23 protein-coding genes and 5 pseudogenes are annotated in these 24,946 nt (G+C 73.2%); 14 read left to right on the top strand and 14 right to left on the bottom strand.

Features of this window, described 5'->3' with window-relative positions; translation table 11 throughout:
• Nucleotides 1–17 precede the first annotated feature (17 nt).
• Nucleotides 18–752: a TetR/AcrR family transcriptional regulator gene (locus tag LCH29_RS23190; protein ID WP_446463657.1), complete on the top strand. Its 735-nt coding sequence runs from the start codon at nucleotides 18–20 to the stop codon at nucleotides 750–752.
• 24 nt (nucleotides 753–776) lie between these two features.
• Here the strand turns inward: LCH29_RS23190 and LCH29_RS23185 are convergent, their stop codons facing one another.
• Both LCH29_RS23185 and LCH29_RS23180 read right to left on the bottom strand, forming a co-directional pair.
• Nucleotides 777–1,439, bottom strand: a complete 663-nt coding sequence (locus tag LCH29_RS23185) for a response regulator (RefSeq protein WP_446463656.1) — start codon at nucleotides 1,437–1,439, stop codon at nucleotides 777–779.
• Between the two features lie 25 nt (nucleotides 1,440–1,464).
• Nucleotides 1,465–2,679, bottom strand: a complete 1,215-nt coding sequence (locus tag LCH29_RS23180) for a sensor histidine kinase (RefSeq protein WP_446463655.1) — start codon at nucleotides 2,677–2,679, stop codon at nucleotides 1,465–1,467.
• Between the two features lie 107 nt (nucleotides 2,680–2,786).
• Between LCH29_RS23180 and LCH29_RS23175 the strand changes: the two genes are divergently transcribed.
• From LCH29_RS23175 to LCH29_RS23130, 10 genes are all read left to right on the top strand, one after another.
• Nucleotides 2,787–3,707, top strand: coding sequence for an ABC transporter ATP-binding protein (locus tag LCH29_RS23175; protein WP_446463654.1), 921 nt, complete (start codon nucleotides 2,787–2,789; stop codon nucleotides 3,705–3,707).
• Between the two features lie 41 nt (nucleotides 3,708–3,748).
• Nucleotides 3,749–4,483 (top strand): ABC transporter permease, encoded by a 735-nt coding sequence (locus LCH29_RS23170; protein WP_446463653.1) that lies wholly within the window; start codon nucleotides 3,749–3,751, stop codon nucleotides 4,481–4,483.
• 141 nt (nucleotides 4,484–4,624) lie between these two features.
• Nucleotides 4,625–5,158: an EF-hand domain-containing protein gene (locus LCH29_RS23165; protein ID WP_446463652.1), complete on the top strand. Its 534-nt coding sequence runs from the start codon at nucleotides 4,625–4,627 to the stop codon at nucleotides 5,156–5,158.
• A 35-nt stretch (nucleotides 5,159–5,193) separates the two neighbouring features.
• A complete protein-coding gene (locus LCH29_RS23160; RefSeq protein ID WP_446463651.1) occupies nucleotides 5,194–7,017 on the top strand; it encodes an acyl-CoA dehydrogenase family protein in 1,824 nt (607 codons plus the stop codon).
• Nucleotides 7,014–8,384 carry a cytochrome P450 gene (locus LCH29_RS23155; RefSeq protein ID WP_446463650.1) on the top strand — a complete coding sequence of 457 codons (1,371 nt, stop codon included), beginning with the start codon at nucleotides 7,014–7,016 and terminating at the stop codon, nucleotides 8,382–8,384. Before LCH29_RS23160 ends, LCH29_RS23155 begins: the two co-directional genes overlap by 4 nt.
• A gap of 44 nt (nucleotides 8,385–8,428) precedes the next feature.
• Nucleotides 8,429–9,358, top strand: a complete 930-nt coding sequence (locus LCH29_RS23150; protein WP_446463649.1) for a cyclase family protein — start codon at nucleotides 8,429–8,431, stop codon at nucleotides 9,356–9,358.
• A 134-nt stretch (nucleotides 9,359–9,492) separates the two neighbouring features.
• Nucleotides 9,493–12,279 carry a SpoIIE family protein phosphatase gene (locus LCH29_RS23145; protein ID WP_446463648.1) on the top strand — a complete coding sequence of 929 codons (2,787 nt, stop codon included), beginning with the start codon at nucleotides 9,493–9,495 and terminating at the stop codon, nucleotides 12,277–12,279.
• A gap of 140 nt (nucleotides 12,280–12,419) precedes the next feature.
• Complete coding sequence (locus tag LCH29_RS23140; RefSeq protein ID WP_446463647.1) at nucleotides 12,420–13,952, top strand: sugar ABC transporter ATP-binding protein; 1,533 nt, start codon at nucleotides 12,420–12,422, stop codon at nucleotides 13,950–13,952.
• Nucleotides 13,949–14,968 (top strand): ABC transporter permease, encoded by a 1,020-nt coding sequence (locus LCH29_RS23135; RefSeq protein ID WP_446463646.1) that lies wholly within the window; start codon nucleotides 13,949–13,951, stop codon nucleotides 14,966–14,968. The genes LCH29_RS23140 and LCH29_RS23135 overlap by 4 nt, the downstream gene beginning before the upstream one ends.
• Nucleotides 14,952–16,091: a substrate-binding domain-containing protein gene (locus LCH29_RS23130; protein ID WP_446463645.1), complete on the top strand. Its 1,140-nt coding sequence runs from the start codon at nucleotides 14,952–14,954 to the stop codon at nucleotides 16,089–16,091. Before LCH29_RS23135 ends, LCH29_RS23130 begins: the two co-directional genes overlap by 17 nt.
• Before the next feature lie 25 nt (nucleotides 16,092–16,116).
• Here the strand turns inward: LCH29_RS23130 and LCH29_RS23125 are convergent, their stop codons facing one another.
• The 12 genes and pseudogenes from LCH29_RS23125 to LCH29_RS23070 form a co-directional block, all read right to left on the bottom strand.
• Complete coding sequence (locus LCH29_RS23125) at nucleotides 16,117–16,551, bottom strand: aldolase/citrate lyase family protein (RefSeq protein WP_446463644.1); 435 nt, start codon at nucleotides 16,549–16,551, stop codon at nucleotides 16,117–16,119.
• Nucleotides 16,548–17,099 (bottom strand): annotated as a pseudogene (locus tag LCH29_RS23120) (alpha/beta hydrolase fold domain-containing protein). Before LCH29_RS23120 ends, LCH29_RS23125 begins: the two are co-directional and overlap by 4 nt.
• A gap of 137 nt (nucleotides 17,100–17,236) precedes the next feature.
• On the bottom strand, nucleotides 17,237–17,968 hold the full coding sequence (locus LCH29_RS23115) for a FadR/GntR family transcriptional regulator (RefSeq protein WP_446463643.1): 732 nt from the start codon (nucleotides 17,966–17,968) through the stop codon (nucleotides 17,237–17,239).
• A gap of 258 nt (nucleotides 17,969–18,226) precedes the next feature.
• Nucleotides 18,227–18,505: a hypothetical protein gene (locus tag LCH29_RS23110; RefSeq protein ID WP_446463729.1), complete on the bottom strand. Its 279-nt coding sequence runs from the start codon at nucleotides 18,503–18,505 to the stop codon at nucleotides 18,227–18,229.
• Nucleotides 18,506–18,577: 72 nt separating this feature from the next.
• Nucleotides 18,578–18,652 (bottom strand): annotated as a pseudogene (locus LCH29_RS23105) (hypothetical protein); the annotation flags it as partial.
• Between the two features lie 130 nt (nucleotides 18,653–18,782).
• Nucleotides 18,783–18,932: pseudogene (locus LCH29_RS23100) on the bottom strand (ATP-binding cassette domain-containing protein); the annotation flags it as partial.
• Between the two features lie 26 nt (nucleotides 18,933–18,958).
• Nucleotides 18,959–19,732, bottom strand: coding sequence for a CoA transferase (locus LCH29_RS23095; protein ID WP_446463642.1), 774 nt, complete (start codon nucleotides 19,730–19,732; stop codon nucleotides 18,959–18,961).
• A 77-nt stretch (nucleotides 19,733–19,809) separates the two neighbouring features.
• Nucleotides 19,810–19,911: pseudogene (locus LCH29_RS23090) on the bottom strand (hypothetical protein); the annotation flags it as partial.
• A gap of 68 nt (nucleotides 19,912–19,979) precedes the next feature.
• Nucleotides 19,980–20,702, bottom strand: a pseudogene (locus tag LCH29_RS23085) (CoA transferase); the annotation flags it as partial.
• The gene (locus LCH29_RS23080; RefSeq protein WP_446463641.1) at nucleotides 20,690–21,004 is read right to left on the bottom strand and encodes an SDR family NAD(P)-dependent oxidoreductase; all 315 of its coding nucleotides are present in this window, start codon (nucleotides 21,002–21,004) and stop codon (nucleotides 20,690–20,692) included. The gene LCH29_RS23080 and the pseudogene LCH29_RS23085, both read right to left, overlap by 13 nt.
• Nucleotides 21,001–21,240, bottom strand: a complete 240-nt coding sequence (locus LCH29_RS23075) for a ferredoxin (protein WP_446463640.1) — start codon at nucleotides 21,238–21,240, stop codon at nucleotides 21,001–21,003. The genes LCH29_RS23080 and LCH29_RS23075 overlap by 4 nt, the downstream gene beginning before the upstream one ends.
• Nucleotides 21,237–22,442: a cytochrome P450 gene (locus LCH29_RS23070; protein ID WP_446463639.1), complete on the bottom strand. Its 1,206-nt coding sequence runs from the start codon at nucleotides 22,440–22,442 to the stop codon at nucleotides 21,237–21,239. Before LCH29_RS23070 ends, LCH29_RS23075 begins: the two co-directional genes overlap by 4 nt.
• A 391-nt stretch (nucleotides 22,443–22,833) precedes the next feature.
• On the opposite strand from LCH29_RS23070, the gene LCH29_RS23065 reads away from it, so the two are divergent.
• Genes LCH29_RS23065 through LCH29_RS23055 form a run of 3 tightly spaced genes read left to right on the top strand, consistent with a single transcriptional unit; the run spans nucleotide 22,834 to nucleotide 24,668 of the window.
• Entirely contained in the window at nucleotides 22,834–22,998 is a 165-nt protein-coding gene (locus LCH29_RS23065; protein ID WP_446463638.1) for a hypothetical protein, read from the top strand.
• 1 nt (nucleotide 22,999) lies between these two features.
• Entirely contained in the window at nucleotides 23,000–24,055 is a 1,056-nt protein-coding gene (locus LCH29_RS23060) for a polysaccharide deacetylase family protein (RefSeq protein WP_446463637.1), read from the top strand.
• Nucleotides 24,006–24,668 carry a TetR/AcrR family transcriptional regulator gene (locus LCH29_RS23055; protein ID WP_446463636.1) on the top strand — a complete coding sequence of 221 codons (663 nt, stop codon included), beginning with the start codon at nucleotides 24,006–24,008 and terminating at the stop codon, nucleotides 24,666–24,668. The genes LCH29_RS23060 and LCH29_RS23055 overlap by 50 nt, the downstream gene beginning before the upstream one ends.
• Nucleotides 24,669–24,946 lie beyond the last annotated feature (278 nt).

Here is a 24,946-nt window from a genome sequence, read left to right as displayed (position 1 = left end):
AGATAGGCTGCGGCACCGTGAGCGCGAAGCAGCCGAAGAGCGGGAACGAGGGAAAGAAGACGGCGGAGGACGCACCGGGAGCGGTGTGGTTCCGCGCGGAGAAGTCCTCCCGCAACGGGCCCCAGCTGTCGCACGAGCGGATCACCGCCACCGCCGTCGAGCTGCTGGACCGCGACGGTGTGCAGAAACTGAGCATGCGTCGGCTCGCGGAGCGGCTCGGTGCCCACGCGACGAGCCTCTACTGGCACGTGGCCACCAAGGACGACCTGCTCGATCTGGCCCTCGACGCGGTCTTCGGCGAACTCGACCTTCCCGGTGAGCACAGTGCCGCCTGGCAGGACGACATCGAGGCGTTCATGACCGGGCTGCGGTCCGTGCTGCTGCGGCACCCCTGGGCCGCGGCCCTGGCGGGATCCCGCCCCCTCCTGGGCCCGAATGCCCTGCGGTCCTCGGAGTTCGCGTACACCGCGCTCACGACCGGCGGCTTCGAGGGGGTGCACCTGTCGTCCGCCGCCGCCACCCTCACCCACTATGTGCTCGGCTCCGCCTCCTCCGAAGCGGTGTGGCGCGAGCGCTCCGACGAGGCGGCCACCCGCGCGGCCGTGGACGCCCACCTCCGCTCCCGCATCGACGCATACCCCACCCTCGCGGGCCACTTCCCGCTCCTCGACGAGGACGACTGGGACGCCCACTTCCACCGCGGCATGCGCCTCCTGCTGGCCGGCCTCGCCTCACCCGAGGCCCGTGGCTAGGGGTGTCCGCCAACCCATGTCCAGTCATCCGCCCGGCGACACGAAGCCGGACTCGTACGCGGCGATGACCGCCTGGGTGCGGTCCCGCGCCCCGAGCTTCGCCAGTACGGAACTCACATGCGACTTGACGGTCTCGGTGCCCACCACCAGGCGCGCCGCGATCTCCGCGTTCGACAGTCCGCGGGCCACCAGCCGCAGCACGTCCCCCTCCCGCTCGGTCAGCGCGGCACGCTCCAGGGCCGCCCGGCCCTCCGCGCTGCCGTCGGTCTCACCGTACGAGGCGGCCAACTGGCGCACCGCCGCCGGGAACAGCAGCGAATCGCCCTCGGCCACCAGCCGCACGGCGTGCACGATCTCCGCCGGGCGCGCCCGCTTCAGCAGGAACCCGTCGGCGCCCGCGCGCAGCGCCCCGTACACGTACTCGTCGTTCTCGAAGGTCGTCACCACGATGATCTTCGGCGGGTCCGGCACCGTGCGCAGGACGGTCCGGGTGGCCTCGATGCCGTCCATCAGCGGCATCCGTACGTCCATGGCGACGACGTCCGGCCGCAGTTGCCGCACCAGGGGGATGACGGTGGCGCCGTCGGCGGCCTCGCCCACCACCTCGATGTCCGGCTGCGCCTCCAGTACGGCGCGCAGGCCCGCCCGCACCAGAGGCTCGTCGTCGACCAGGAGAACGGTGAGCATCCGCCCAGCATAGGCGGTGCCTTGATCACCGCAGCGGCAGATCGACGTGGACCAGCCACTGACCGCCGTCCGGCTCCGTCCGGGCCTTCCCGCCGAGCAGCGCCGCGCGCTCACGGATGCCGCGCAGCCCGCTGCCACCTCCCGTGACGGCCAACGCCGCGGCCGCGGAGAGGGGGTTGCGCACCTCCAGCCGCAGCCGCGCCTCGTCCACGGCGATGCGGACGCGGACGGGGACGGGGCCCGCGTGCCGCAGCACATTGGTCAGCGCCTCCTGGAGGATCCGGTAGCCCTCGCGGGACACCGGGCCCGGCACCCGCTCCAGCGGACCGGTCACCTCGGCGTCGATCCGCGCGCCCGAGGACCGGGCGGAGTCCAGCAGGCGGCCCGCGTCGCCGAGCGCCGGGCGGGCGCCGGGAGGCCGCGCCGTCTCGCGCAAGACCATCAGAACCCGTTCCAGATCCTCCAGCGCCGCCCGCCCCGACTCCTCGATGGTCTCCAGCGCCCGATCGGTGAAGTCCGGGTCACCGGCCGTCCGGGCGGCACCCGCCTGCACCACGGCCAGGGTGAGGGCGTGGCCGAGGGAGTCGTGCAACTCCCGTGCGATACGGTTGCGTTCCAGCAGTCGTTCGGTGCGTTCCTCCAACTGCACCAGCTGCTCCCTGGGCGACGGACCGAGCAGCCGCCGGGCGGCCTCCGCCATGAGGGCGCCCGCCCCGGCGCCCAGGGCGGCCAGCACCAGCAGGGGAACCGGTATCAGCAGGGCGTACGCCCAGCCCGTGCCGGACACCCGCAACGGCGCGTCGCCCACGGCGGGCTCCCCGGCGGCCGCCCCGGCGAGCGACAGGGACAGGGCCATCAACTGTCCCGTCACCAGCGCGACGGCGAGCCCCGCCTCCAGGCGCAGCACCAGCCAGGCGCCCGTCCTGGCCCGGTCGCTCCACGAAGCGGACGGAGCGGCGGAGACCCCCGGGTCCTCCTCACCGGGCACGCGCGCGTGCGGCCCGGGAAACAGCATCAGCCGCGCCTGGAGCCCCTCCGCCCGGCGCGTCTCGGGCACCACAGCGGCCGCCAGGACCAGGGGGATCGGCAGGACCGCGATCAGCACCCAGTCGGCCGCCGACGGACGGCTCAGCCCCGGATAGATCATGGCGCAGACGAACGGCACGATCGACCCCACCAGCAGGTGGAGCCAGCGGGTGTAGGTGACCGCACGCGTCAGCGGCAGCAGGAGGCGCGGCATGCCGTCATCGTGGCAGAGCGGGCGGGGCGGCGGCTCCCCCGCGCGGGGGAGCCGGTCTCCTCCGGCGGGGGATGCCCGCCCCCGGCCGCCCGGCCAGGCTTGACGCCATGACCACCATCGACGTGCACGACCTGACGAAGGAATACGGCAGCACCCGGGCCGTCGACCGGCTCACGCTGAGCGTCGAACCGGGCCGGGTCACCGGGTTCCTCGGCCCCAACGGCGCCGGAAAGTCCAGCACCATGCGCCTCATCCTCGGCCTCGACCGCCCCACCTCCGGCACGGCCACCATCGGCGGACGCCCGTACGCGACCCTGCGCGAACCCCTGCGCACGGCCGGGGCGCTGCTCGACGCCCAGGCGGCCCACGGCTCCCGGACCGCCCGCGACCATCTGCGCTGCCTCGCCGTCAGCAACCGCCTTCCGGACCGCCGCGCGGACGAGGTGCTGGAGGAGACCGGTCTCGCCACCGTGGCGGGCCGCCGCATCAAAACCTTCTCGCTCGGCATGCGCCAGCGCCTCGGCATCGCCACCGCGCTCCTCGGCGACCCGCCCGTGCTCCTGCTGGACGAACCCGCCAACGGCCTCGACCCGGAAGGCATCGTCTGGATCCGCCAGTTGCTGCGCCGCCTCGCCGAGGAGGGGCGCACGATCCTGGTCTCCAGCCACCTGATGAACGAGACCGCCACCTACGCCGACCACCTCGTCGTCCTCGCCCGGGGCCGACTCCTCGCCGACGTCTCCATGGCCGACTTCATCGAGCAGCACAGCCAGGCGCGGGTACGGGTGCGCGCGGGCGACCCCGCCCGGCTGCGGGCCACGCTGCTGGGCGACGGCTACACGGTCCTGGGCGACGAGGACGGCGGATGGGTGGTCGAGGGCGCGAGGGCCGAGCAGGTCGGGGCCGCCGCCGCCCGCGAGGGCATCCCCGTCCTCGAACTGGCCGATGAGCGCGCCTCGTTGGAGCAGGCGTATCTCGCCCTCACCGCGGACGAGGCGGAGTTCACCGCCGCTGCCCCGATCACCTGACGTCCCAGATTTCTCCGACCCCCTGAACAGGAGGCCCGACCATGTCCGCCACAGCGGTGCTGCACTCCGAGTGGCTCAAGATCAGATCCATCCGTGCGAGCTTCGGCTCCCTCATCGCGGTCTTCGCCGCCACGCTCGCCATCACCGTGCTGGTCTACGCCACCGTCGGCAAGGCAGAGCTGGACGACAGCAAGGACCACCTCTTCGACGCCTTCTACGCAATCAACTTCGCACAGATCGCCGCCATCTCCTTCGGGGCCACCGCCGTCTCCTCCGAGTACGCCAACGGCGCCCTGCGGATCTCCCTGTCGGCCGTCCCGCTCCGGGGCCTCTTCTACGCGGCCAAGACGGCGGCCGTGGCCGGTGCCGGTCTCGCCGTGGGGCTCACCACCGCCTTCGCCGCCTTCTTCGCGGGCCAGGCGTTCCTGGGCGAGGACGCCATCGGCCTCGGCGACCCCGGGGCGCTGCGGGCCTGCGTCGGCGCGGGGATCTACCTCGCCCTGATGGCGCTGTTCGCCGCGGGGCTCACGTTCCTGCTGCGCAGCGCCACCGCGGTGCTGAGCCTGCTCATCCCGTTCATCCTGATCGTGGGCTTCGTGGTCGGGGACATCGCCGGGAGCGCCGCCGACTATCTGCCGGACCGCGCCGGACAGCAAGTGCTGCACCAGGTCCCTGAGGGGAACGTCGGCCCCTGGACGGGCCTCGCGGTGACGGCGCTGTGGGCGGCGGCCGCGCTCCTGGCCGGTTGGCATGCCGTGCGCCGACGCGATGCCTGAACGTCACGTATGAGGCGCGTTTTTCACTCCAAAGAGAATCCATGACGGGTGAATTCTCCCGGCCCCTCTCGGTAATCTTTCATGCGCTTCGGAAAATATTCGAGGCGCGGCGAACTGTCGGCACTGGAGGGTGGGGACCGCATGGGCGCACTACTGGACCAGAAGTATGAAAAGCTGTTCGCCTTGCTGGACGCTAATGGCGATGGTGTGATCGCCGAAGACGACTTCGAACTGATGGGCGGCCGCGTTCTGGCCGCTGTCAACGAGGAGCGCACGGCGGCCAAGGGCAAGGAATACGTCGACGCGCTGATGACGTACTGGCGGGCCCTGCGCGAGACCGCCGACGCCGACGGGGACGGGCGGATCGACAAGGGCGAGTTCCGTCAGGCCCTGCACCAGGTCAGTGACCACTTCGAGTTGCTGATCGGCCCGCTCTACCGGGCGGGCTTCCACCTCGCCGACCGGGATGACGACGGCCTGGTCGGCAGGGAGGACTTCGTCGCGGTCATCTCCGCCGTCGGGGTCCCCGAGGCGGAGGCCGGGGCGGCCTTCGACCGGCTGGCCGAGCAGGGCGGGCAGCTGACGAAGGACCAGCTGATGACCGCCGCAGCGCAGTTCTACCGCGACGAGGACCCGGCCAACACGGCGAGCCATCTGCTCTTCGGCGCCCTGTGAGCTGAGTCCACGGCCGGCGGGGGGAGAGGGCGGAGATGGGCACTGCCGTCATGGCGGGCCGGGCACAGGTGTCGCTGCTGACCGAGGTGCTCTTCGACGGGCGATTCGACGATCTGCACAGACCCTGGACGGAGCATTTGCGTCGGGACATTTTCCGATACCGCGACGGATTGTCGCCGTCGGAGCGTTCCGCGCTCGCTTATGAGCGTTTGCGGGTCGTCAATGAAGGAATCGCATCCGTCGAGTCCGTCGAGGAGTTCGTCACGGCGACGGACCGGCTGGTGTCGCTGCACGAGTGGCTGGGAATGGTCGACGGTTCGCTGACCACTCTGGCGACCATTCACTACAACCTGTTTCTCGGCAGCCTCCTCCGCCTCGACCCCCGCCGTACCGTGGACCTCGCACCCTTCACCCGGCTGTGGCGGTACGGCACCGTCCTGATCACCGAGCTCGGCTATGGAAACAACGCCGCCGAGCTGGAGACCACCGCGGTCCACCAGCCCGAGGCCGACACCTTCGTGCTGCACACCCCGTCGGCCGGGGCCCAGAAGTTCATGCCCAACACCGGCCCCGCCGGGGGCCGCAAGAGCGGACTGGTCGCGGCCCGGCTGATCGTCCGCGGCCAGGACTGCGGCGTGTTCCTGTTCCTGGTGCCGCTGCGCGACGAGCGGGGGCCGCTGCCCGGCATCCGGATACGGCCCCTCTCGGAGACCCCCGGTTCGTCGGTCGACCACGCCATCACCTCGTTCGACCACGTCGTGCTGGGGCGTACGGCGCTGCTGGCCGGTGACCACGCGGACCTGACCGCCGAGGGCGCCTTCCGCAGTGCGATCGGCAGTCGGCGCCGCCGGTTCCTGCGGTCCATCCAGCGCGTCACCACGGGCAAGCTCTGCCTGGCCGCGGCGGCCCTGGGCGGAGTCCGGGCGGCACTCGTCATCGCCGTGCGCTACGCCCATCGGCGGCACACCTTCGCCCCGGCGAGCCGGACCGGTGTCCCGCTGTTCGCCTACCGCTGCAACCAGACCCGACTGCTCGGCGCGGCGGCCCACGCCTATGCGGCGACCTTCCTGCTGCGCGAGGCCACCCGCCACTGCACCGGGCGGGACGCCCCCGAGTCGGCCGAGGCGGAGGTGCTCGTCGCGGCGGCCAAGGGCTGGATCACCTGGCGGGCCAGGGACATCGCGATCGAATGCCGCGAACGCTGCGGCGCCCAGGGGCTGTTGTCGGCCAACCGCATCGTCGACCTGCTCACGCCGATCGAGTCCACCGTCACCGCCGAAGGGGACAACCTCGTCATCTGGACGAAGGCCGCCGCCGACATGCTCACCGGGCGCGGCTACAGCCCGCCCCCGGCGCCCGCCGCGCGGACCGGCCCGCCGACCGACCGCGCCCAGCTGCTCGACCTGCTCGTGCGGCACGAGCTGTCCTGCCTCCAGCAGGCCCGCAACCGGCTCAGCCGGTCCGGCGACGGCGCGCTGGACCGCTGGAACCAGGCGGTGAACCCGGCCCTGGACCTCGTCGACGCGTACGCCACCCGGCGCGCCGCCGAGGCGTTCCTGACCGCTGTCGACCGCGTCGCCGACGACGCCACGCGTGGCCTGCTGGAGCAGGTCTTCCGGCTGTTCGCGCTGCAACGCCTCGCGCCCCACGCGGGCCCGCTGCTGGCGGACGGCCACCTCACCGCCGACACGGTCCGCGACCTCGCCCCCGCCGTCGACCGCGCCGCCGCCGCGCTGGCACCCCACGCACCGGCCCTCGTGGAGGCGTTCGCCATCCCGGACGACCTCCTCCAGGCGCCCATCGCCACCGACGGTTACGCCGCCGCCTACGACGACCCGGCCGGGCCCTGGCAGCCATGAGCGACGCGTTCACCCGGGAGCCGCCCTGGGACCCCCGGCGCTTCCCACCGGCCTCCCGGGCGCCACGGCCCGTGCAGACGGCGCGGATGCTCCGGGACCCCCAGGGCTACGCGCGCTCCCTGCGCCGCCGGTTCGGTCCGGTGTTCTCGCTCCGCACCTACCCCTACCGCGGTGCCCTCGTCTGTGCGGCCGACGCCGTCGCCAACCGGGCGGTGCTGACCGACCACGAGCGGTTCACCGGCGGTGACGGCGCCGCCCTGCTGGCGCCCGCGGTCGGCACCGGATCGCTGATCTGCACGCCACCGCCCCTGCACCTGACCCACCGCAAGCTCCTGCTGCCGCCCTTCCACGGGGAGCGGATCACCCGCTGGGGGCAGCGGGTGCGGGAGCTCGTGCACAGCGGCCTGCCCGAACTGCTGGGCGGCGACGGCGTTCCCGTGCGGCCATGGGCGCAGCGGCTGACGCTCGACGTCATCCTGAGAGTCGTTTTCGGCCTGACGGACCCGGGCCGCGTCGCCACTTTCCGCCGCGCGCTGAACGCGTTCGTCGACACGGGCAACCTCGCCGTCCTCTTCCTTCCGGGGCCGCTGCGGCGCGATCTCGGGCCGCACTCGCCGGGCGGCCGCTTCCTCCGGCTCCGCGCGGCCGTGCGGGAGCTGACCCGCGAGGAGATCGCCGCCCGCCGGGCCGCGCCCGACCGTGCCCACCGCGACGACGTGCTGTCCATGCTGCTGGACGCCCGCGACGAACACGGCGCCGGGCTGGACGACGCACAACTGCTGGACGAGCTGACCGGCCTCGTCCTGGCCGGTTACGAGACCACGGCGACCACGATCGCCTGGACCCTGCACCTGCTCGCCCACCATCCCGCCGCCCGCGACGACCTGGTCGCCGACCTCGACGCGGGCTCGGACCGGCTGCTCAAGGCGACCGTCAAGGAGTCCTCCCGGCTGCGCCCCGCCGTCTACAACGCCATGCGCACCGCGGCACACGACACGGAGCTGGGCGGCCACCCGGTGCCCCGGCACGCGTTCGTCGCGGCGCTTTTCCCGGTCACCCACCTCGACCCCGGGCTGTGGCCGCACCCCGACGCCTTCCGGCCCGGGCGCCATCTGGGCCCGGACCCGGGGCCCTACGCGCTGACCCCGTTCGGCGGCGGCCTGCGGCGCTGCATCGGGGTGTCGCTGGCGCAGCTGGAGATCGAGACCGTCCTGACGGAAATCCTCGCGACCGCCGTCCCCGAACCGTCCGGCCCCCTGGAGCCCGCGCGGCTCCTCGCGGTGACGATCGTGCCCGCCCGGGGCGGACGGATCCGGCTCCGCGCGCGCCGTGCGCACCGCCCCGCCTCACGCATCTGGAACTTATAGACTTTTCACGGAAGCCGTTCCGAACCCCATTGGGGTGAGTACGGATGACCAGCAGCACGGGACCCGCCGTCTCCCGCGAGGAGTTCGACGCGCTCTTCGAGACGGTCCGGACGTGGGGGCGCTGGACCCCCGCCGATCGCGGCGCCTGGAACCGGGTGACCCCGGAGCAGGTGCGGCGGGCCGTCACCCGCGTACGGTCCGGGGCGGTCGTCCCGCTGGCGCGGCCCTGGGACACACGGTCCGCGCCGGACAACCCCCGGCCAGCCCTGCACCACATGACGGACCTCGGCGACGTGGAACCGCCGGAGCCCTCCGTGCACAAGGACTTCCTCGCCGCCGACTACCACGGCAAGGGCATGACCCATCTCGACGCGCTGTGCCACGCCGCATACCGGGGGCTGCTCTACGGCGGCCGGGCGGCGCACGAGGTGATCGACGCCGCGGGCGCTCACTACGGGGCGGTCGGGGCGCTCGGGCCGCTCGTCACGACGGGCGTCCTGCTCGACCTTCCCGCCGTCCTGGGGACCGCCTGGCTGGAGCCGGGGCAGGCGGTGCACGCCGAGGACATCGTCGCCGCCGAACGGGCGCTGGGGGTGACCATCGGAGAGGGGGACGCGGTGCTGCTGCGCTCCGGGAGCCCTCGCCGTCGAGCGGAGCGCGGCGCCTGGGATCCGGGCGCGGCGAGCGCGGGGTTGCATGTGGATGCCGTCCCGTTGCTGGCCGAGCGCGGTATCGCCCTGCTCGGCGGGGACGGCGACAACGACGTACGGCCCTCGCCGGTCGAGGGGGTGCACTCGCCGGTTCATGCGCTCGCCCTGGCCGCGATGGGGGTGCCGCTGCTGGACAACCTCGACCTCGAAGCGCTCTCCGCCGCCACGGCCGAGGCGGGTCGCTCCGCGTTCCTGCTGGTCGTGGCGCCATTGAACGTACCGGGCGGAACGGGATCCCCCGTCACCCCGGTCGCGGTGCTGTGACCGGCCACCCCGGTCCGGTCACCGTAGGTGATGCGTCGAATACATCCTTTTCTGCCCTCCGGGCTATTGCCCGTACCCGTTATTGTCGAAGAGTGGGCTTTTGGGGCTAATCACAGCGAATTGCTAGGAGAGGCGTGATTCAGTCCGGTGAGGAAGCGATCCTGGCAGGGCTCGTGGCAGGCGGCATCGGGCCCGCACGTTCGCGTGAGCGTTTCCTCGAGGGGGAGGCGGTTCAGACAGGCGTACGAGGCCTGATCCTGAACTCGTGGCAGCGCTGCCGAGTCCTGGGCCTGCCGCTGGGCGGCTTCGAGCTTCCGTACCGCGATTTCGATCCCGAAGACCGGCTGGTCCGCGCCGCCACCCCGGTGCTCGACCGGCTGCGGACCAGGTTCCGGGGCAGCCCGATGAACATCGCGCTCGCCGACGAAGACGGGACCGTGCTCCAGCGCCGCTTCGGTGACGATTCCTGGGCCAGAACCCTCCCGCCGATCCAGCAGACACCGGGCTTCGTCTTCGCCGAGCAGTTCGCCGGCACCAATGGCATCGGCCTCGCCCTGGCGGAACGGCGCCTCATCCAGGTCTACGGCGCCGAGCACTTCTCCGAGCGCGGCCTGACGAACGGCTGTAGCGCGATACCCGTCCGCGACCCGCTGAGCGCGCGCATCGAGGGCATCCTGTGCCTGGCCTATCCGCGCAGCTCCGGGCATCCGGTGCTGGACGGCGTGCTGCGGAGGGCGGCCCAGGCCATCGAACGGCGGCTGCTGGCGCAGAGTTCGGCGCGGGAGCGCGGGCTGCTGCGTGCGTATCTGGACGCGGCCGGTGCGGCGGGCACCGGCGCGGGCGGTGGGCACACCGTGGGGGTGGACGCCTTCGTCCAGGGGCTGCCCCGCCGCGACCAGATGATGATCAAGGAGCGGGCCGCCGAGCTGCTGTCGCACGGGCAGCGGGCCGCCATCGACGTGACGCTGTCCGACGGGCGGCGGGTCACCCTCGTGAGCCGCCCGATGACGAGCGCGGCCGGGGTGGAGGGCATGGTGATCGAGGCCATGTTCCCCGACCATTCACCGACGCCGCCCCTCACCCTTCCCTCGCATCTCACCGTCCCGCCCCCCTCCGGCCGGGGCGCGCCGGCCGACGGGACGACCGCCCCCAAGGCCCCGGCCGCCGGGGCGCGCCGCGCCGAGCGGGGCCACGTCACCGACGGGCTGGCCGGGCTGGTGCTGGTCGGCGAGCCGGAGGTGGGGAAGTACGCCCTGGCGGCGCGGCGCCGCATGGAGCTGCTGTCCGAGGCCAGCGCGAGCATCGGCACCACCCTGGACGTGCGCCGCACCGCCCAGGAACTCGCCGAGACGGCCGTCCCGGGGCTGGCCGACTTCGTCACCATCGACCTGCCCGACGCCGTGCTGCGCGGCGACGAACCCCTCGACCCCCGGCACGACCTGCGCCGCGCGGTGATCCACGGCATCCGCGACGACTGCCCCTTCTACCCGGTCGGCAAGCGGATCGCCTACCACCCCACCACGCCCCAGCTGCGCTGTGTGAACACCGGGCACGCGGTCCTCGAACCGGACCTGAAGACCGCCGCGGGCTGGCTCCTCCAGGACCCCGAGCACACCACGCGGCTGCTGTCCCACGTCCGCTCCCTCATCGCCGTCCCCCTGGTCGCCCGCGGCACCGTCCTGGGCATCGTCAGCTTCTACCGCTCGCTCGACCCCGCGCCGTTCGGGGACGACGACCGTTCGCTGGCCCAGGAGCTGGCGACCCGCGCCGCACTGTCCATGGACAACGCCCGGCGTTACACCCGCGAACACAACATGGTCCTGGCCCTCCAGCACAGCCTGCTCCCGCACGGCGTGCCCAGTCAGGACGCGGTCGAGGTCGCCCACCGCTACCTGCCCGCCGAGTCCCGGGTGGGCGGCGACTGGTACGACATCATCCCGCTGCCCGGCACCCGCGTCGGCCTCGTCGTCGGCGACGTCGTCGGCCACGGCATGCACTCCGCCGCCACCATGGGACGGCTGCGCACCGCCGCGCGCAGCTTCGCCGAACTCGACTTCCCCCCGGACGAGGTGCTGACCCACCTCGACAACCTGGTGCTGCGCCTGGACCGGGAAGAGAGCAGCGAGGGCTCCGGCGACGGATTCGGCATCATCGGCGCGACGTGTCTGTACGTCGTCTACGACCCGACCTCGCAGCGCTGCGCCATGGCCCGCGCCGGTCACCCGCCGCCCGCGCTGGTCCGCCCCGACGGCACCGTGTCGTTCCCCGACCTGCCCGCCGGGCCCCCGCTCGGGCTGGGCGGGCTGCCCTTCGAGACCGCCGAGATCGAGGTCTCCGAGGGCAGCCAGCTGGTGCTCTACACCGACGGGCTGATCGAGGACCGGCACCGCGGCATCGACGTGGCCCTCGACCGGCTGCGCACGGTCCTGGCCCAACCGGAGCGCACCCCCGAGGACACCTGCCAGGCGGTCCTGGACGACGTGGCGCCCGTCCACCCCTGCGACGACATCGCCGTGCTCGTCGCCCGCACCCACGCCTTCGACGCGCAGCGGGTCGCCACCTGGGAGCTGCCCGCCGAACCGGCCGTCGTCCCCGAGATCCGGGCCGCCGCCGACCGGCAGTTGGCCGACTGGGGCCGGGAAGAGATCGCGTTCGTGGCGGAGCTGCTGCTCAGCGAGCTGGTCACCAACGCGCTACGGCACGCGAGCGGGCCCATCCGCGTGCGGCTGCTGCACGGCCGCACCCTGATCTGTGAGGTCTCCGACACCAGCAGCACCTCCCCGCATCTGCGCCGGGCGGCGACCACCGACGAGGACGGCCGCGGTCTGTTCCTCGTCGCCCAGCTGGCGCTGGCCTGGGGCACCCGCCACACCCCGGACGGCAAGGTCATCTGGGCCGAATGCCCCCTCGGCACCCCGTGAGACCGGTCCCGACGCCGTCGTTGACCCGTTGGAGTAACGGAGGCGCCGAGCCCGGCTCATTTCGATAAACGCCATGATCGATCCCGCTAAGGTCGCGGATGTGAGGTGGGAATGCTCGCCAGGCCGGCCCGGAGACGTCCGTGGATGACGCCGTCGACACCTCGGTGAACTCCCCGGCCGCGGGACCGGAACCGCTCGTCCGCATCCGGGGCCTCAGCAAGCGGTTCGGCGGCACGCTCGCCCTGGACCGCGTCGACCTCGACATCCACCGGGGCAGCGTGCTCGCGCTGCTCGGCCCCAACGGCGCCGGGAAGTCCACGCTCATCAAGGTGCTCGCGGGATACCACCCCGCCGACGGCGGGACGGTGACGGTGGCCGGGCACCCGCTCGGGACCGAGGCCGCCTCGCGGAACATGTCCTTCACCCATCAGGACCTCGGCCTCGTGGAGTGGATGACGGTCGCCGAGAACATTGCCCTGACCACCGGCTATCCCCGCCGCGGCGGGCTGATCTCCTGGCGGGGGACCCGGGAGCGCGCCGCGGAAGTGCTGCGGACCATCGCCGGACACCTCCCGGCGGACACCCGGATCGCCGACCTCGCGCCCGCCGAACGCTCGCTGGTCGCCATCGCCCGCGCCCTCGCGTCACGGGCGCGGCTCATCGTCCTCGACGAGCCGACCGCCAGCCTCCCCGCCGCCGACTGCGCCCGGCTCTTCGACGTCCTGCACACCCTGCGCGACCTGGGGCACGCCATCCTCTACGTCAGCCATCGCCTGGACGAGGTGTACGAGGTCGCCGACGCCTTCGCGGTGCTGCGCGACGGCCGCCTCGTCAGCCGGGGCCCGCTGGCGGCCCACGGCGCCGCCCGCCTGGTGCGGGACATCGTGGGCGACGAGCCGACCGCATACCGGCCCGGCACCGCCCCCGCCGCGGGACCGGCCGTGCTGACCCTCGACGGCGTCCGGACGGCCGAGTGCGGACCCGTCTCCCTCGACGTGCGGGCCGGGGAGATCCTCGGCCTGGTGGGGCTCACCGGCGCCGGGCACCGGGAGCTGGGCCGCGCCCTCGCGGGCGCCCGGCCGATCGTCGCCGGGCGGGCGCTGCTCGACGGGCGGCCGTACCGCCCGCGCACGGTCGCCGCCGCCGTCGCCTCCGGGGTCGGCCTGGTGACCGGCAACAGGGTGGAGGAGGGCTGCGCCGCCGAACTGACCGTACGGGAAAACCTGCTGGCCAACTTGGCGGCGGGCGGGCCACCGGTGCGGCGCTGGATCAGCCCCCGCCGGGAGCGGGCCGAGGCCCTCACCCTGATCGAACGGTTCGCGGTGCGGCCCCGCGACAGCGAGGCCCCGATCGCCACCCTGTCCGGCGGCAATCAGCAGAAGGTCGTGCTCGGCCGGTGGCTCCGGGGCGGGGCGCGGGTGCTGATCCTGGAGGAGCCGACCGCGAGCGTGGACATCGGGGCCAAGGCGGCGCTCTACCGGCTGCTCGACGAGGCGCTGGCGGCCGGTCTCGCGGCGGTGCTCATCTCCACCGACTTCGAGGAGGTCGCGGGGGTGTGCCGCCGCGCCCTGGTGTTCGTCCGGGGCGCCGTGACGGCGGAGCTGAGCGGCGCGTCGCTCACCGTCGCTGACCTCACCCGTGCGGCCTCGGCGCTGCCCGCGTCCGGGACATGAGCGACCGGGCCCGGGCGGGCGGGCACCTCATCGGTACGTACGGCCTGCTGGCCCTCACCGCCCTGCTGTTCCTCATTTTCTCCGTGACCCTGCCGCGTACCTTCCCGACCCTGGAGAACATCTCCTCGATCCTGGCCAACCAGTCGATCCCGGCGATGCTCGCGCTCGGCGCGACGGTCCCCATCGTGACCGGCAACTTCGACCTCTCCATCGGATACGGCCTGGGCCTGGCGCATGTGATGGTGATGCAGCTCATCGTCCACGAAGGGTGGCCGTGGCCGATGGCCTGCCTGGCGGTGATCGCGGGGGGCACGGCGGTCGGGGTGTTCAACGGTGTCATCACCGAGTTCGGCCAGATCGACTCGTTCATCGCCACCCTCGGGACCGGGAGCATGCTCTACGCCGTCACCGGCTGGGTCACCGGCGGAGGCAGGATCGTCCCCGGCCCTGACGGCCTGCCGGACGCCTTCACCGACCTCTACGACTCCACCTTCCTCGGCCTGCCGGTCCCCGCCTTCTACGTGCTCGCGCTGGCCGTCGCCCTGTGGCTGCTGCTGGAGCGGCTGCCGCTCGGCCGGTATCTGTACGTCATCGGCTCGAACCGCCGCGCGGCCGACCTCGTCGGCATCCCCACCCGCCGGTACTCCGTCTGCGCCTTCGCCGTATCGGGGCTGGTCGTCGGCCTGGCCGGGGTGCTCCTCGCGGCGCAGCAGCAGCTCGGCAACCCGAGCGTCGGCCTCGACTATCTGCTGCCCGCCTTCGCGGGCGCCCTGCTCGGCTCCACCGCGATCAAACCCGGCCGCGCCAACGCCCTGGGCACCGTCGTCGCCGTGGCGGTCCTCGCCATCGGGCTCTCCGGCATCGGCCAGCTCGGTGCCCAGTTCTGGGTGACGCCGCTGTTCAACGGCGGCACCCTGCTCGTCGTCGTCGGCCTGGCCGGTTACTCCGCGCGTCGCCGGCTGCGTACGGGCATCACCGCGGACCGGCGGAGGAGTTCCCGTGCGGCCCCGCCGTAGGACCGCCCTCACCGCCGCCGTGCTGCTGGCGGCGGGCGTCCTCGCCGGTTGCGAGCGCGGCTCGTCGGGCGGGGGAGGGGAGTCCACCGCGGGGCCGCGCGGCTGTCCCGCGGTCCTCGCCCGGGCCAAGGCCGCCGTCGAGCGCGCCGAGCGGAGCGACGCCCCCTGGAACGGGCCGACCCGCGGCCCCCGGGCGGTGCCCGGCAAGACCATCGTCTATGTCGCGCAGACCATGACCAACCCCGGCGTCGCGGGCGCCGCGCAGGGGGTGCGGGAAGCGGCGAGGGCCATCGGCTGGCGGGTCCGGGTGATCGACGGCGGAGGCACCCCGGCGGGCATCCAGGCGGCGCTGAGCGAGGCCGTCACCCTGAAACCCTCGGGCATCGTCATCGGCGGCTTCGACCCCAAGTCGACCGCGCGGCAGGTCGCGCAGGCCAACGCGGCGGGCATCCCGCTGATCGGCTGGCACGCGGTCGCGTCCCCCGGGCCCAGCACCAGGCCCAGGCTGTTCACCAACGTCACCACCAGGGTCGAGGACACGGCCAGGATCAGCGCGGACTGGGTGATCGCGCGGTCCGACGGCAGGGCCGGGGTCGTGATCTTCACCGATGCCTCGATCCCGTTCGCCAGGAACAAGTCCGAGCTGATCCGGAAGGGGCTGGCCAGATGCCGGGACGTCAGGCTGCTGGCCTACGAGAACATTCCGATCCCGGACGCGGGCAGCCGCACCCCGCAGGAGGTCTCCTCCCTGCTCTCCCGCTTCCGGGACGAGTGGACCTACTCCGTCGCCATCAACGACCTGTACTTCGCGGACGCGGCCCCCGCCCTCCGCGCGGGCGGCAGACCGGGCTCCGGCCCGCCCTTCAACATCGGCGCGGGCGACGGCGATCCGTCGGCCTTCCAGCGCATCAACCACCGGCAGTACCAGGCCGCCACCGTGCCCGAGCCGCTGTCCCAGCAGGGCTGGCAGATGGTCGACGAGTTCAACCGGGCGTTCTCCGGCCGGCCTCCCAGCGGATACACCGCCCCGGTCCACATCTCCACGGCCGCCAACAGCGCGGGGGCGACGAGCTGGAACCCTCCGGGCTATCGGGCGGCGTACCGGAAGATCTGGGGCTCCTGACGCCGCACCTTCGATCACACCGCGTTCACGCACTGAACCGCCCCTGCCGGGTCGCGAGCCACTGGACGGCCTTGTCGTAGTGCGCCCGGTCGATGTGCAGCCCCCGGTAGCGCACCGCGCCGCTGCCGTCGGCGGCCGCCCTCTCGTAGGCGCGGACGAGCCCGGTGTAGAACGCGGCCTCCTCGGGGGTGGCCGAGAACACCTCGTTGAGGACCGGGACATGGGCCGGGTGGATCGCGACCATGCCGCGGAAGCCGAGGGCCCGGCCGCGGCGGGCGAAGGCACGGAGGCCGTCGAGGTCGTCGATGCGCTCCCACAGGCCGGTGAGGGCGTGCAGTCCGGCCTCGCGGCACGCGAGGAGCACCCGGCTGCGCAGATACACCGTCTCCTCGCCGCCCGGCGACCACTCGAAGCCGACCTCGCGCGCGATGTCGGCGTGCTCCGCGGTCGGGCCGATCATGGCGGCGACGCGCGCCCGCGGGCGGCGGCGTCGGGGGCGTAGTGGTCCCAGTACCAGGCCATGGTGGCGCGGGTGAGGAGGAGGTGGTTCGCGGGGTCGTGGTACGAGGCGGTGTCCGGGTGGCAGTCGGTCACCGGGCAGAGGAGCACCTGCGCGGCGACGGCCGGGCCGCCCTCGTCCCGGGGGCGCCGGGCCACCACCGCCGCCAGGTTGCCGCCCGCTGTCCCCCGCCACGATCAGCGGGCGGCCGGTCCGGCGACGCGGGCCCGGTGCGCGTCCGCCCAGCGCAGCGCGGCCCAGGCGTCGGCCGGGGCCGCCGGGTAGCGGTGCTCCGGCGCGAGGCGGTAGTCGGCGAGCACCACGGCGCACCCGGTCCGCCGGGCGAGCCTGCGGCCGAGGGTGTCGAACGCGTCCAGGGCCCCGACCACCCAGCCGCCGCCGTGCAGATAGAGGATCACCCCGCGCGGCGCGTCGCACGGGACGAGCAGCCGGACCGGGACGCCCACGTGGCCGTCCCCCGGGGCCACGGCCTCCTCCACCCTCGCCATGGCGGGCCCCGCGCCGAACAGCGTGCTCATCGCGGCGTGCCGTTCCCTGGCCTCGCGCGGCGTCAGCTCGTGCAGGGCCGGGGCCCCGCTCGACCCGTCTGGCGCGGCCGCTGACCCCCGTGACAGTGAAATGCCGCTCAGTGCCAGTTGACGACCTGGTCGACGAGGGAGGGGTGGCGCCTGCGCACATAGTCCGCGTACTCCTGCATGTGCTGCCGCATCAGCCGCTCCGCCGTCGCGGCCTGCCCCTTGGCGATGGCCCGCGCGATGGCCTTGTGCGTGGCCTGCACGTCCTCGCGCCGGTCGGGCGGGAAGAGGAAGCCGCTGACCTGGTCGTGGAAGATGTCCTCCAGCGACATGCTCACCAGGTTGAGGATCGGGTTCCCCGACATGGACGACACCTTGCGGTGGAAGTCATGGGTGGCGGCGAAGTACAGATCGTCGTCCTCCACCACGGACTTCTCGCACGACTCGGCCAGCTGCTCACCCAGCTCCGGCGCGTTGCGCCCGGCGGCGAGCCGGGCCATCGTCGCCTCCATCACCAGCCGCGCCTCCAGCAGTTCACCGAAGGTGACGCCGCCGAGGTGGTAGAAGAGCGTCGACATCCGCCCGTAGTCCCGCGTGCGCACCTCGATGACCATCGGGCCGCCGTTGCGCCCCGGCTTCATCGTGATCAGCCCGTGGACTTCGAGGATCCGCAGCGCCTCGCGGAGCGAGCCGCGCCCGACGCCGTAGTCCTCGATCATCTGCGCCTCGGACGGCAGCAGCGTGCCCGGGGGCAGCTTGCGCTTCACGATGTCGTGGACGATCTCCTGGGCCAGCGCCTCGGCGACCTTGGCTCCGCGTTTGAGAGTCTTCGTCGGTGCCATTTCCTCACCTGATAGCCAAGGTCCCTCCATGGGGCGGAGTATACCGGAACCCTTATCAGGGTTGGCGCCCATGCCCGTTTCCCGTCGGGGAGGGGCCGGGGAGCGGCGTGCCCGCGTCGGGGTGGCCCGAGCCCGGATCGTACCGGTGGCAGCTCAACTCCACCCGGCCCACGGTGGTGCGGCCGGGCCGCGTCGACCAGCACACGTCCGCCGTGTGCGGGCAGCGGGGCGCGAAGGGGCAGCCCGGCCCGTCCACGGTCACGGCCGCCGCCGTCGAGGTCGACACCGAGGCCCGCCGCACCTGGCGGCGCTTGCGCTGGAGCGCCGGATCCGGCACCGGGGCGTGTACGGATGGCTCGGCCGCAGGCACACCTCGGCGGCGGGCCCCGACTCCATGACCCGGCCCCGGTAGAGGACGACGACGCGGTGCGAGATGTGCCGGACGACCGCGATGTCATGGGCGATGAACAGATACGCCACGCCCAGCTCCGCCCGGAGCGCGGCCAGCAGATTGATCACCTGGGCCTGGGTGGACACGTCCAGCGCGCTGACCGGCTCGTCGCAGACGACCAGGCGGGGCGAGACCGCCAGCGCCCGGGCGATGGCGACGCGCTGCCGCTGACCGCCCGAGAACCGCGCCGGATGCCGGTCCGCCGCTTCGTCGGGCAGCCCGACGGCCGCCAGCAGCCGCCGGATCTCCGCACCCGCCTGCTCCCGGCCCGTCCCCTTCCGCCGCCGCCGGCTCGGCGAGCGTCTTGCCCACCGGGTGGCTCGGGTTGAGGGAGCTGTACGGGTCCTGGAAGACGACCTGGAGGTCGGACGCGAGCGCTCGGCGGGTGCGCGCGGACGCGCGCGTGATGTCCGCGCCGTCGAACGAGATCCGCCCCTCGGGGGCCCGGGTGAGGCCGAGGACGGCCCGGCCGATGGTCGACTTGCCCGACCCGGACTCACCGACCAGGCCCACCGTTTCGCCCGGTTCGACGCGCAGGCTCACCCCGTCCACCGCGCGCAGCGGCGCGCGGACGGGCCCTGATAGATGCGGCGCAGGTTCTGATCCAGCGGGTCGTGCGGGGCCAGCACGGAGGCGGAGAGGCTGCCGAGGACGACCACGGTGATCCACGCCAGACTCAGCCAGGTCCCGGGGCGGCGCAGCACGCCACGGGCGCGGCCCGAGCCCTTGTCACCCGGGCGCCGGTGGCGGCCCGGCCCGGCGGCCGCCACGGTCTCGGTGTTCACGCCGACGCTCATGCCCGCCTCGCCTTCGGGGGCGCCGGTGCTGTCGTACCCGGCGAGCGCCGCGTGCGGGCCCGTCTGCCCCATCAGGGACGAACTCAGCACGATCAGACGGGGGTTGTGCGCCCGCAACGTCTCCTGGCCCAGCCCCCAGCGGGCCATCCTGCCGGGCGAGAAGGACTCCACCACCACATCGGCCCAGGCGGCGAGGTCGGCGGCGACCGCGCGTCCGGCCTCCTTGCCGAGATCCAGGGCGAGGCCGTACTTGCCCGCGTTGGCGTTGCCGAAGAGGGCCGAGTTCTCCACCCCCGGCACGCCCCCGTGGAACGGCGGCATCAGCCGCGAGGTCTCGATCCGCCGGCTGGATTCGACGCGCACCACCTCCGCGCCGTGGCCGGCGAGCGTCCGTCCGACGAGAGGACCGGCGACGACCCACGACAGGTCCAGCACCCGCGGTCCCTCCAGCGCGGGGGCCGGTGCCGGTCGGACACCTCCGCGCAGGGCTCGGTCCGTTCCGCGGGGGCGGTCCATTCGGTGCGCACCTCGTCGGTGTGCTCGCCCAAGCGCGGCGCCGGACGCCGTACGCACGGGTACGGGGAGTTGCTGACCTGCGCGAACCGTCCGGGCATGGTGGCCTTGCGCGGCCCGTCGCCGACCGTCGTGAAGTAGCCCCGGTGGGCCAGTTGGGGGCTCGCGGCGACATCGGCCATGTCGGCGATGCCGATGCACAGCAGCCGGTGCTGACGGCAGCCTCCAGGATCTCCGCCTTCGTCTTCCCGGCGAACCAGGCGCGGATGTCGCGGCGCGCCGCCCGGAGGTCGCCTTCCGTGACCTCGCCGCTCTCCACCCGCTCCGGCAGCAGGCGCCAGTCCCAGGCGGCGAAGCGCGGCTCGCAGGCGCCCTCGTCGTGCAGCAGCCGGAAGAAGGTGTTGGTGAAGCCTCCCGAGGCGGGGCCCATCGCGAGGTGGAACTCGACCGCGCCGTCCCGGCACGCCCACTTCTTCATCGCGCTCGACGTGGCGGCGCCGCTTCCGCTCTGGTCCGTACGGGCCCTCCGCGCGACGGGGTTGCGCTGCCACGCGGGGTTCTCGTCGCCGACGGCGTCGGTGAGCGCCCGGCCGAGTGTGGCGAGCGGCAGACACGCCTGGACGGAGACGTCGACCAGCTGGCCGCGACCGGTGGCGCGCCGGGCGAGGTGGGCGAGCAGCGCACCGGACGCGGCGTCGGCCGACGCGTGCGGATACGCCTGCGGGACGCTGATGGGCACCGGCGGCCGGTCGCCCTCCCGGTGCGGGTCGAGCGGGCCTCCGGCCGCCCAGAGCACCAGGTCGCTGTCGACGTAGTGGGCCTTGGGGCCGGGGAGCCCGAACGGCGTGATGGACGTGTAGATCAGGTGCGGGTGCGCGCGCAGCAGCCGCCGGTGGCCGAGGCCGCATTCGGCGAGCCAGGCGGGGGAGAGCGACGTCACCAGGATGTCGGCGGCGGCGATCAGGGCTTCCAGCGCGGCGATGCCCTTCGGCGCGTCCAGGTCGAGGGCGACACCGCGCTTGTTCGCGGGGTAGGTGTGCCTACAGCGAGCCGCGCGGCGGGCCGCCGGTGAGCGGGGGAGTGACGGCGGGCGGGGGAGCCCCGGGCGGGCTCGACCTGGACGGTGTCGGCGCCGAGGTCGGCGAGGAGGCGGCCGCGCAGATCGCCCGCGACGACGGCGGCGCCCTCGTCCAGAAAGCGGCGCACGGCCGCGGAGCCGATCCCGGACATGCCTCCGGTGACGACGGCGACGCGGCCGTCGAGGCGGCCGGTCACGGCTCTCCGCCCGTCGTGGTGGGCGGCGGTGTCGCATCGAGCAGGGTGATGGCCATCTCGGGGCAGGCGCTCTCGGCGTCGGCCGCCTGGCCCAGCAGCGGGGCGGGTACGGGGAGGTCGGTGCCGCGCTGCTCGACGAACCCCTCCTCGTCGTCGCTCAGCAGATCGGGGGCCACGGTGTAGCAGCGCCCGTGGCCGGTGCAGCGGGCCGCGTCGAGGCGGAGCCGGGCGGTCATGCGTCCCACTCCAGCGGCAGGCTCATCAGCGTCAGCTGGCTGCCCCGCTCCACGAGCGGGGCGTCGGACGCGATGCGGTAGTGGGGGATGCGCCGGTGCCATTCGCGCAGCACGATGGCGAGCTCGACGCGGGCCAGGTGCATGCCGAGGCAGCGGTGCGGCCCTGCGCCGAACCCGAGGTGCTGGTTGACGCCCTTGCGGCCGAGCCGGAACGTCCCGGGCTCGGGGAACTTGCGCGGGTCGCGGTTGGCCGACCCGATGCCGAGCCACACCACCTCGCCCGCGTCCAGCCGCAGCCCGTCGAGTTCGACGGGACGGGACACCTCGCGCCCGGCCTGGATGACGAGCGGATAGAGCCGTATGAACTCCTCGACGGCATCGGGCACGACGCCCGGATCCCCGATGAGGGTGGCGCGGTCGTCGTCGTGCCGTGCGAGGTGCCAGAACATGTAGCCGAGCGCGCTGCGGGTGGTGTCGAGCCCCGCCATCGTGAGCGTCAGGCACACGGTGAGGATCTCGTCGTGGGTGAGCGGCTCCTCGTCGGCCCCGCGGCGGGCCTGGACCAGGCGGGAGACCAGGTCCACGGACGGGTCGAGCGGGTTGCGGCGGCGCTCCTTCACCCGGGCGTCGAAGTAGTCGGTGATCTTGGCCGACGCGGAACGGGCGCGCTCCGCGTCGCCGGTGAAGATGCCGCCGAAGACGTCCTCGACCCAGGGCACGAAGAACGCCCCGTCCGAGGTGGGCAGGCCGAGCAGGTCGAGGAAGACATCGGTGGGGTAGCGGATGGCGAACTCGGCCACGAAGTCGCACCTCCCGTGGGGGCGCAGCTCTTCGATCAGCTCGACGCAGCGGGCGGTGGCGAAGGGCTCCATCCGGCGGACGGCGGCCGGGGAGAAGTACGGGTTGACCACGCGCCTCAGCCGGGCGTGTTCCTCCCCGCCGAGTTGCTGGGGGAGCAGGTCGATGCCGCGCTCGGGGTTGAGCGCGCTGGTGACGTCGTTGGTGAAGGTGTCGGGGTTCTGGAAGCCCTTGAGCACGTCGTCGTACCGGGTCAGCATCCAGAAGCCGCGCTCCGTGGTGTCGCTGAAGTGGTAGCGGCTCGCTTCACGTTCGCGGTCGAGAAGGTCGTAGTGTCCGGCGGGAGCGGTGGTGCTCCGGTAGTCGGTATGACTCACGGGGCACTGCTGGGTCTGCTCAGACATCGCCACGGCTCCTGGTTCGCTCGTGCGGCCCGTTTGTCGACCCAACATGACCTGAGGGTTCAGCCCAAGTCAATAACCATGTGCATGGTTCCGCGGGGTCCGCTCGACGGCAGGTCAGTACCGGTATACGGACCGCCGACGCCACGTACGAGCTGGACAGCATCGTCTTCGCGGCCGGGTTCGACGCCATCACCGGGGCCGTGCTCGCGGTCGACATCCGCGGCCGGAGATCCCCGCGCACTGGGAGCTGGACGACTACCAGCAGTTCGTCTACAACGAATCCCCGCCCGAGTCGCAGGGCCTGGACCGCGTCGCGAGCACCCTCGCCACCTTCGACAACTGGCGCCGCGAGTTCGACGGCTACCACCGATGGGGGCTGTGCTACGTGCTGATGCTGCACCCCCAGGTCATCGGCAAACCCCAACGGGTGCGCGCCCTGGGGCGCCTGCTGGACCACATCGCACGCCGGGGCGACGTCTGGTTCGCCACCGGTGCCCAGATCGCCGACTGGTGGCGCTCGCGGAGCGCGGCCCTACATGACGACGGACAGGTCTGACATGGCGACGGACACGCCCGCACCCGGCATCGGCGACCCCCGGCGGCGGCAACCGCGCCCCCGCTGGCCGGAGGGCGCGCGCTGCACGGTGGTGCTGACGTTCACCCTCGACGCCGAGCTGTTCTGGCTCCGGCTCCACCCGTCCGCCCGGCAGCGGCCCAAGACGCTGTCCCTGGGGACGTACGGGATACGCCGCGGCGTACCGCGGCTGCTCGACCTGCTGGACACCCACGCCCTGCCCGCCACCTGGTTCGTCCCCGAACACACCGCCACCCACCACCCCGGGGCGGTCCGGCGGATCGCCGCCGCGGGGCACGAGATCGCGGCCGCGGCGCCCCCGGTCCCCGGCCGGACCCCGGACGCGGGCGTACGGGACGCGTGGTCGCGCACGGCCGCCTCGCTGGAGGCGGTGACCGGGGTCCGGCCGACCGGACTGCGCGCCGCGCCCGGGGTGTTGGGCGACGGGCATGCCGCGCTCCTCCACGAGCTGGGCTTCCGGTGGTCCTCGTCCACCCACGGCGACGACCGCCCCCACCCGCTGTGGTCCGGCGGGCGGCCCACGCCGGTCATGGAGGTGCCGTGGCAGTGGGAGTACGCCGACCACCCGTACTTCCTCTACAACGGCGCCCCCGTGGCCTTCCCGCCCGGAGAATCCCGCATCGCGGCCTACCGGGACGTCCTGGCGGACTGGAAGGACTCCTTCGACGCCTACCGTGACCACGGCCTGTGCTGGGTCCTGGCCCTCGACCCGCAGTCCATCGGCAAGCCGGGGCGTGCGCTGCTGCTCGCGGAACTGCTGGACCACATCCGGTCGTACGAGGACGTCTGGTGCGCCACCGCGGGGCAGGTGGCCGAGCACGGGCGGCGTACGGCCGACCCGGGACCGGAACCGGCGGGCCACCCGGAGCGGGTCAGGGCGGGCTGGCCGTCCACGCCCGGCACCGAGGGTAGGCTCGATGCCGGTCACATGGGCGCGCACACCGAGCGCACGGATGGTGAGGAGCGGGATGGCTGTCACCGAACCGGGCGGGCAGAACCGGGCCCGGGGTCGACGTAATCCTGAGCAGGTGAAGGCGGACATCCTCGCCGTGGCCACGGCGGAGTTCGCGGAGCGCGGCCTCGGGGCCGCGAGCGTGAACGAGATCGCCGCCAAGACCGCCACGACCAAGCGGATGATCTACTACTACTTCACCAGCAAGGAAGGTCTGTACACGGCCGTGCTGGAGCGGTCGTACCGGCAGATGGCCGAGACGCTGCTGCGCGAGGTGGGTCCCGCGGACTCCGACCCCGTCGCGGCCCTGCGGCGGCTCGCGGAGAAGACCTTCGACCACCACGACACCCATCGCGAGTACGTCCGTCTCGTGGTCGGCGAGAACATGCTGCACGGGGCCTACCTCCGTCAATCCGGGGAGCTGCGGAAGCTCTGGGCGCCGCTGCTCGACATCGTTGCCGACATCCTGCGCCGCGGCCAGGAGCAGGGAAGCATCCGCGCCGACGTCGATCCCATCGACGTACAGGTCCTCGTCAACAGCTTCTCGCTGTTCCACATCACGAACCAGTACACCTTCGACGCCCTGTACGACTACGCGCTCGACGGGCCCGAGGCCCGTGCGCACTTCCGCCGCATGATCGGCGATGTGGTGACCCGCGCCTTCGCCGTCACCCCCTAGACCCGGGATATCCGCAGGACAAGGGCCCGCCGCGCCGTGTCGCGTGGCGGGCCTTTCTGCCGTGTGACGTTTTTTGGTCCAGGGGGTTAACGAAACTTTGGTCCAGGTGGTACAAAGTCGGTGTGCGGGCCGCTGACGCAGCGGCCCCCGAACGCGCCTCGCCGCGCTCTCGCCTGGCCGGTACCGGGTCGATCACCCGCGCCACCGGCCTTCCCAGCCATGCCTTACGCACACTGCCCCCTCCAGCGGAGCCGCCTGGGGGCACACGCACCCGGAAA

The sequence above is a fragment of the Streptomyces sp. BRA346 genome (assembly GCF_052851135.1).
This window is presented reverse-complemented; position numbering and strand designations above follow the sequence as displayed.

Excerpts from the sequence above, each read along its gene's own strand:
- LCH29_RS23175 (WP_446463654.1), top strand. The coding sequence starts at position 2,787 with ATGACCACCATCGACGTGCACGACCTGACGAAGGAATACGGCAGCACC.
- LCH29_RS23065 (WP_446463638.1), top strand. The coding sequence starts at position 22,834 with ATGCTGCACCCCCAGGTCATCGGCAAACCCCAACGGGTGCGCGCCCTG.
- LCH29_RS23165 (WP_446463652.1), top strand. The coding sequence starts at position 4,625 with ATGGGCGCACTACTGGACCAGAAGTATGAAAAGCTGTTCGCCTTGCTG.
- LCH29_RS23095 (WP_446463642.1), bottom strand. The coding sequence starts at position 19,732 with ATGGACCGCCCCCGCGGAACGGACCGAGCCCTGCGCGGAGGTGTCCGA.
- LCH29_RS23185 (WP_446463656.1), bottom strand. The coding sequence starts at position 1,439 with ATGCTCACCGTTCTCCTGGTCGACGACGAGCCTCTGGTGCGGGCGGGC.
- LCH29_RS23150 (WP_446463649.1), top strand. The coding sequence starts at position 8,429 with ATGACCAGCAGCACGGGACCCGCCGTCTCCCGCGAGGAGTTCGACGCG.
- LCH29_RS23070 (WP_446463639.1), bottom strand. The coding sequence starts at position 22,442 with ATGTCTGAGCAGACCCAGCAGTGCCCCGTGAGTCATACCGACTACCGG.
- LCH29_RS23075 (WP_446463640.1), bottom strand. The coding sequence starts at position 21,240 with ATGACCGCCCGGCTCCGCCTCGACGCGGCCCGCTGCACCGGCCACGGG.
- LCH29_RS23180 (WP_446463655.1), bottom strand. The coding sequence starts at position 2,679 with ATGCCGCGCCTCCTGCTGCCGCTGACGCGTGCGGTCACCTACACCCGC.
- LCH29_RS23135 (WP_446463646.1), top strand. The coding sequence starts at position 13,949 with ATGAGCGACCGGGCCCGGGCGGGCGGGCACCTCATCGGTACGTACGGC.
- LCH29_RS23060 (WP_446463637.1), top strand. The coding sequence starts at position 23,000 with ATGGCGACGGACACGCCCGCACCCGGCATCGGCGACCCCCGGCGGCGG.
- LCH29_RS23155 (WP_446463650.1), top strand. The coding sequence starts at position 7,014 with ATGAGCGACGCGTTCACCCGGGAGCCGCCCTGGGACCCCCGGCGCTTC.
- LCH29_RS23055 (WP_446463636.1), top strand. The coding sequence starts at position 24,006 with ATGGCTGTCACCGAACCGGGCGGGCAGAACCGGGCCCGGGGTCGACGT.
- LCH29_RS23160 (WP_446463651.1), top strand. The coding sequence starts at position 5,194 with ATGGGCACTGCCGTCATGGCGGGCCGGGCACAGGTGTCGCTGCTGACC.
- LCH29_RS23170 (WP_446463653.1), top strand. The coding sequence starts at position 3,749 with ATGTCCGCCACAGCGGTGCTGCACTCCGAGTGGCTCAAGATCAGATCC.
- LCH29_RS23115 (WP_446463643.1), bottom strand. The coding sequence starts at position 17,968 with ATGGCACCGACGAAGACTCTCAAACGCGGAGCCAAGGTCGCCGAGGCG.
- LCH29_RS23125 (WP_446463644.1), bottom strand. The coding sequence starts at position 16,551 with ATGATCGGCCCGACCGCGGAGCACGCCGACATCGCGCGCGAGGTCGGC.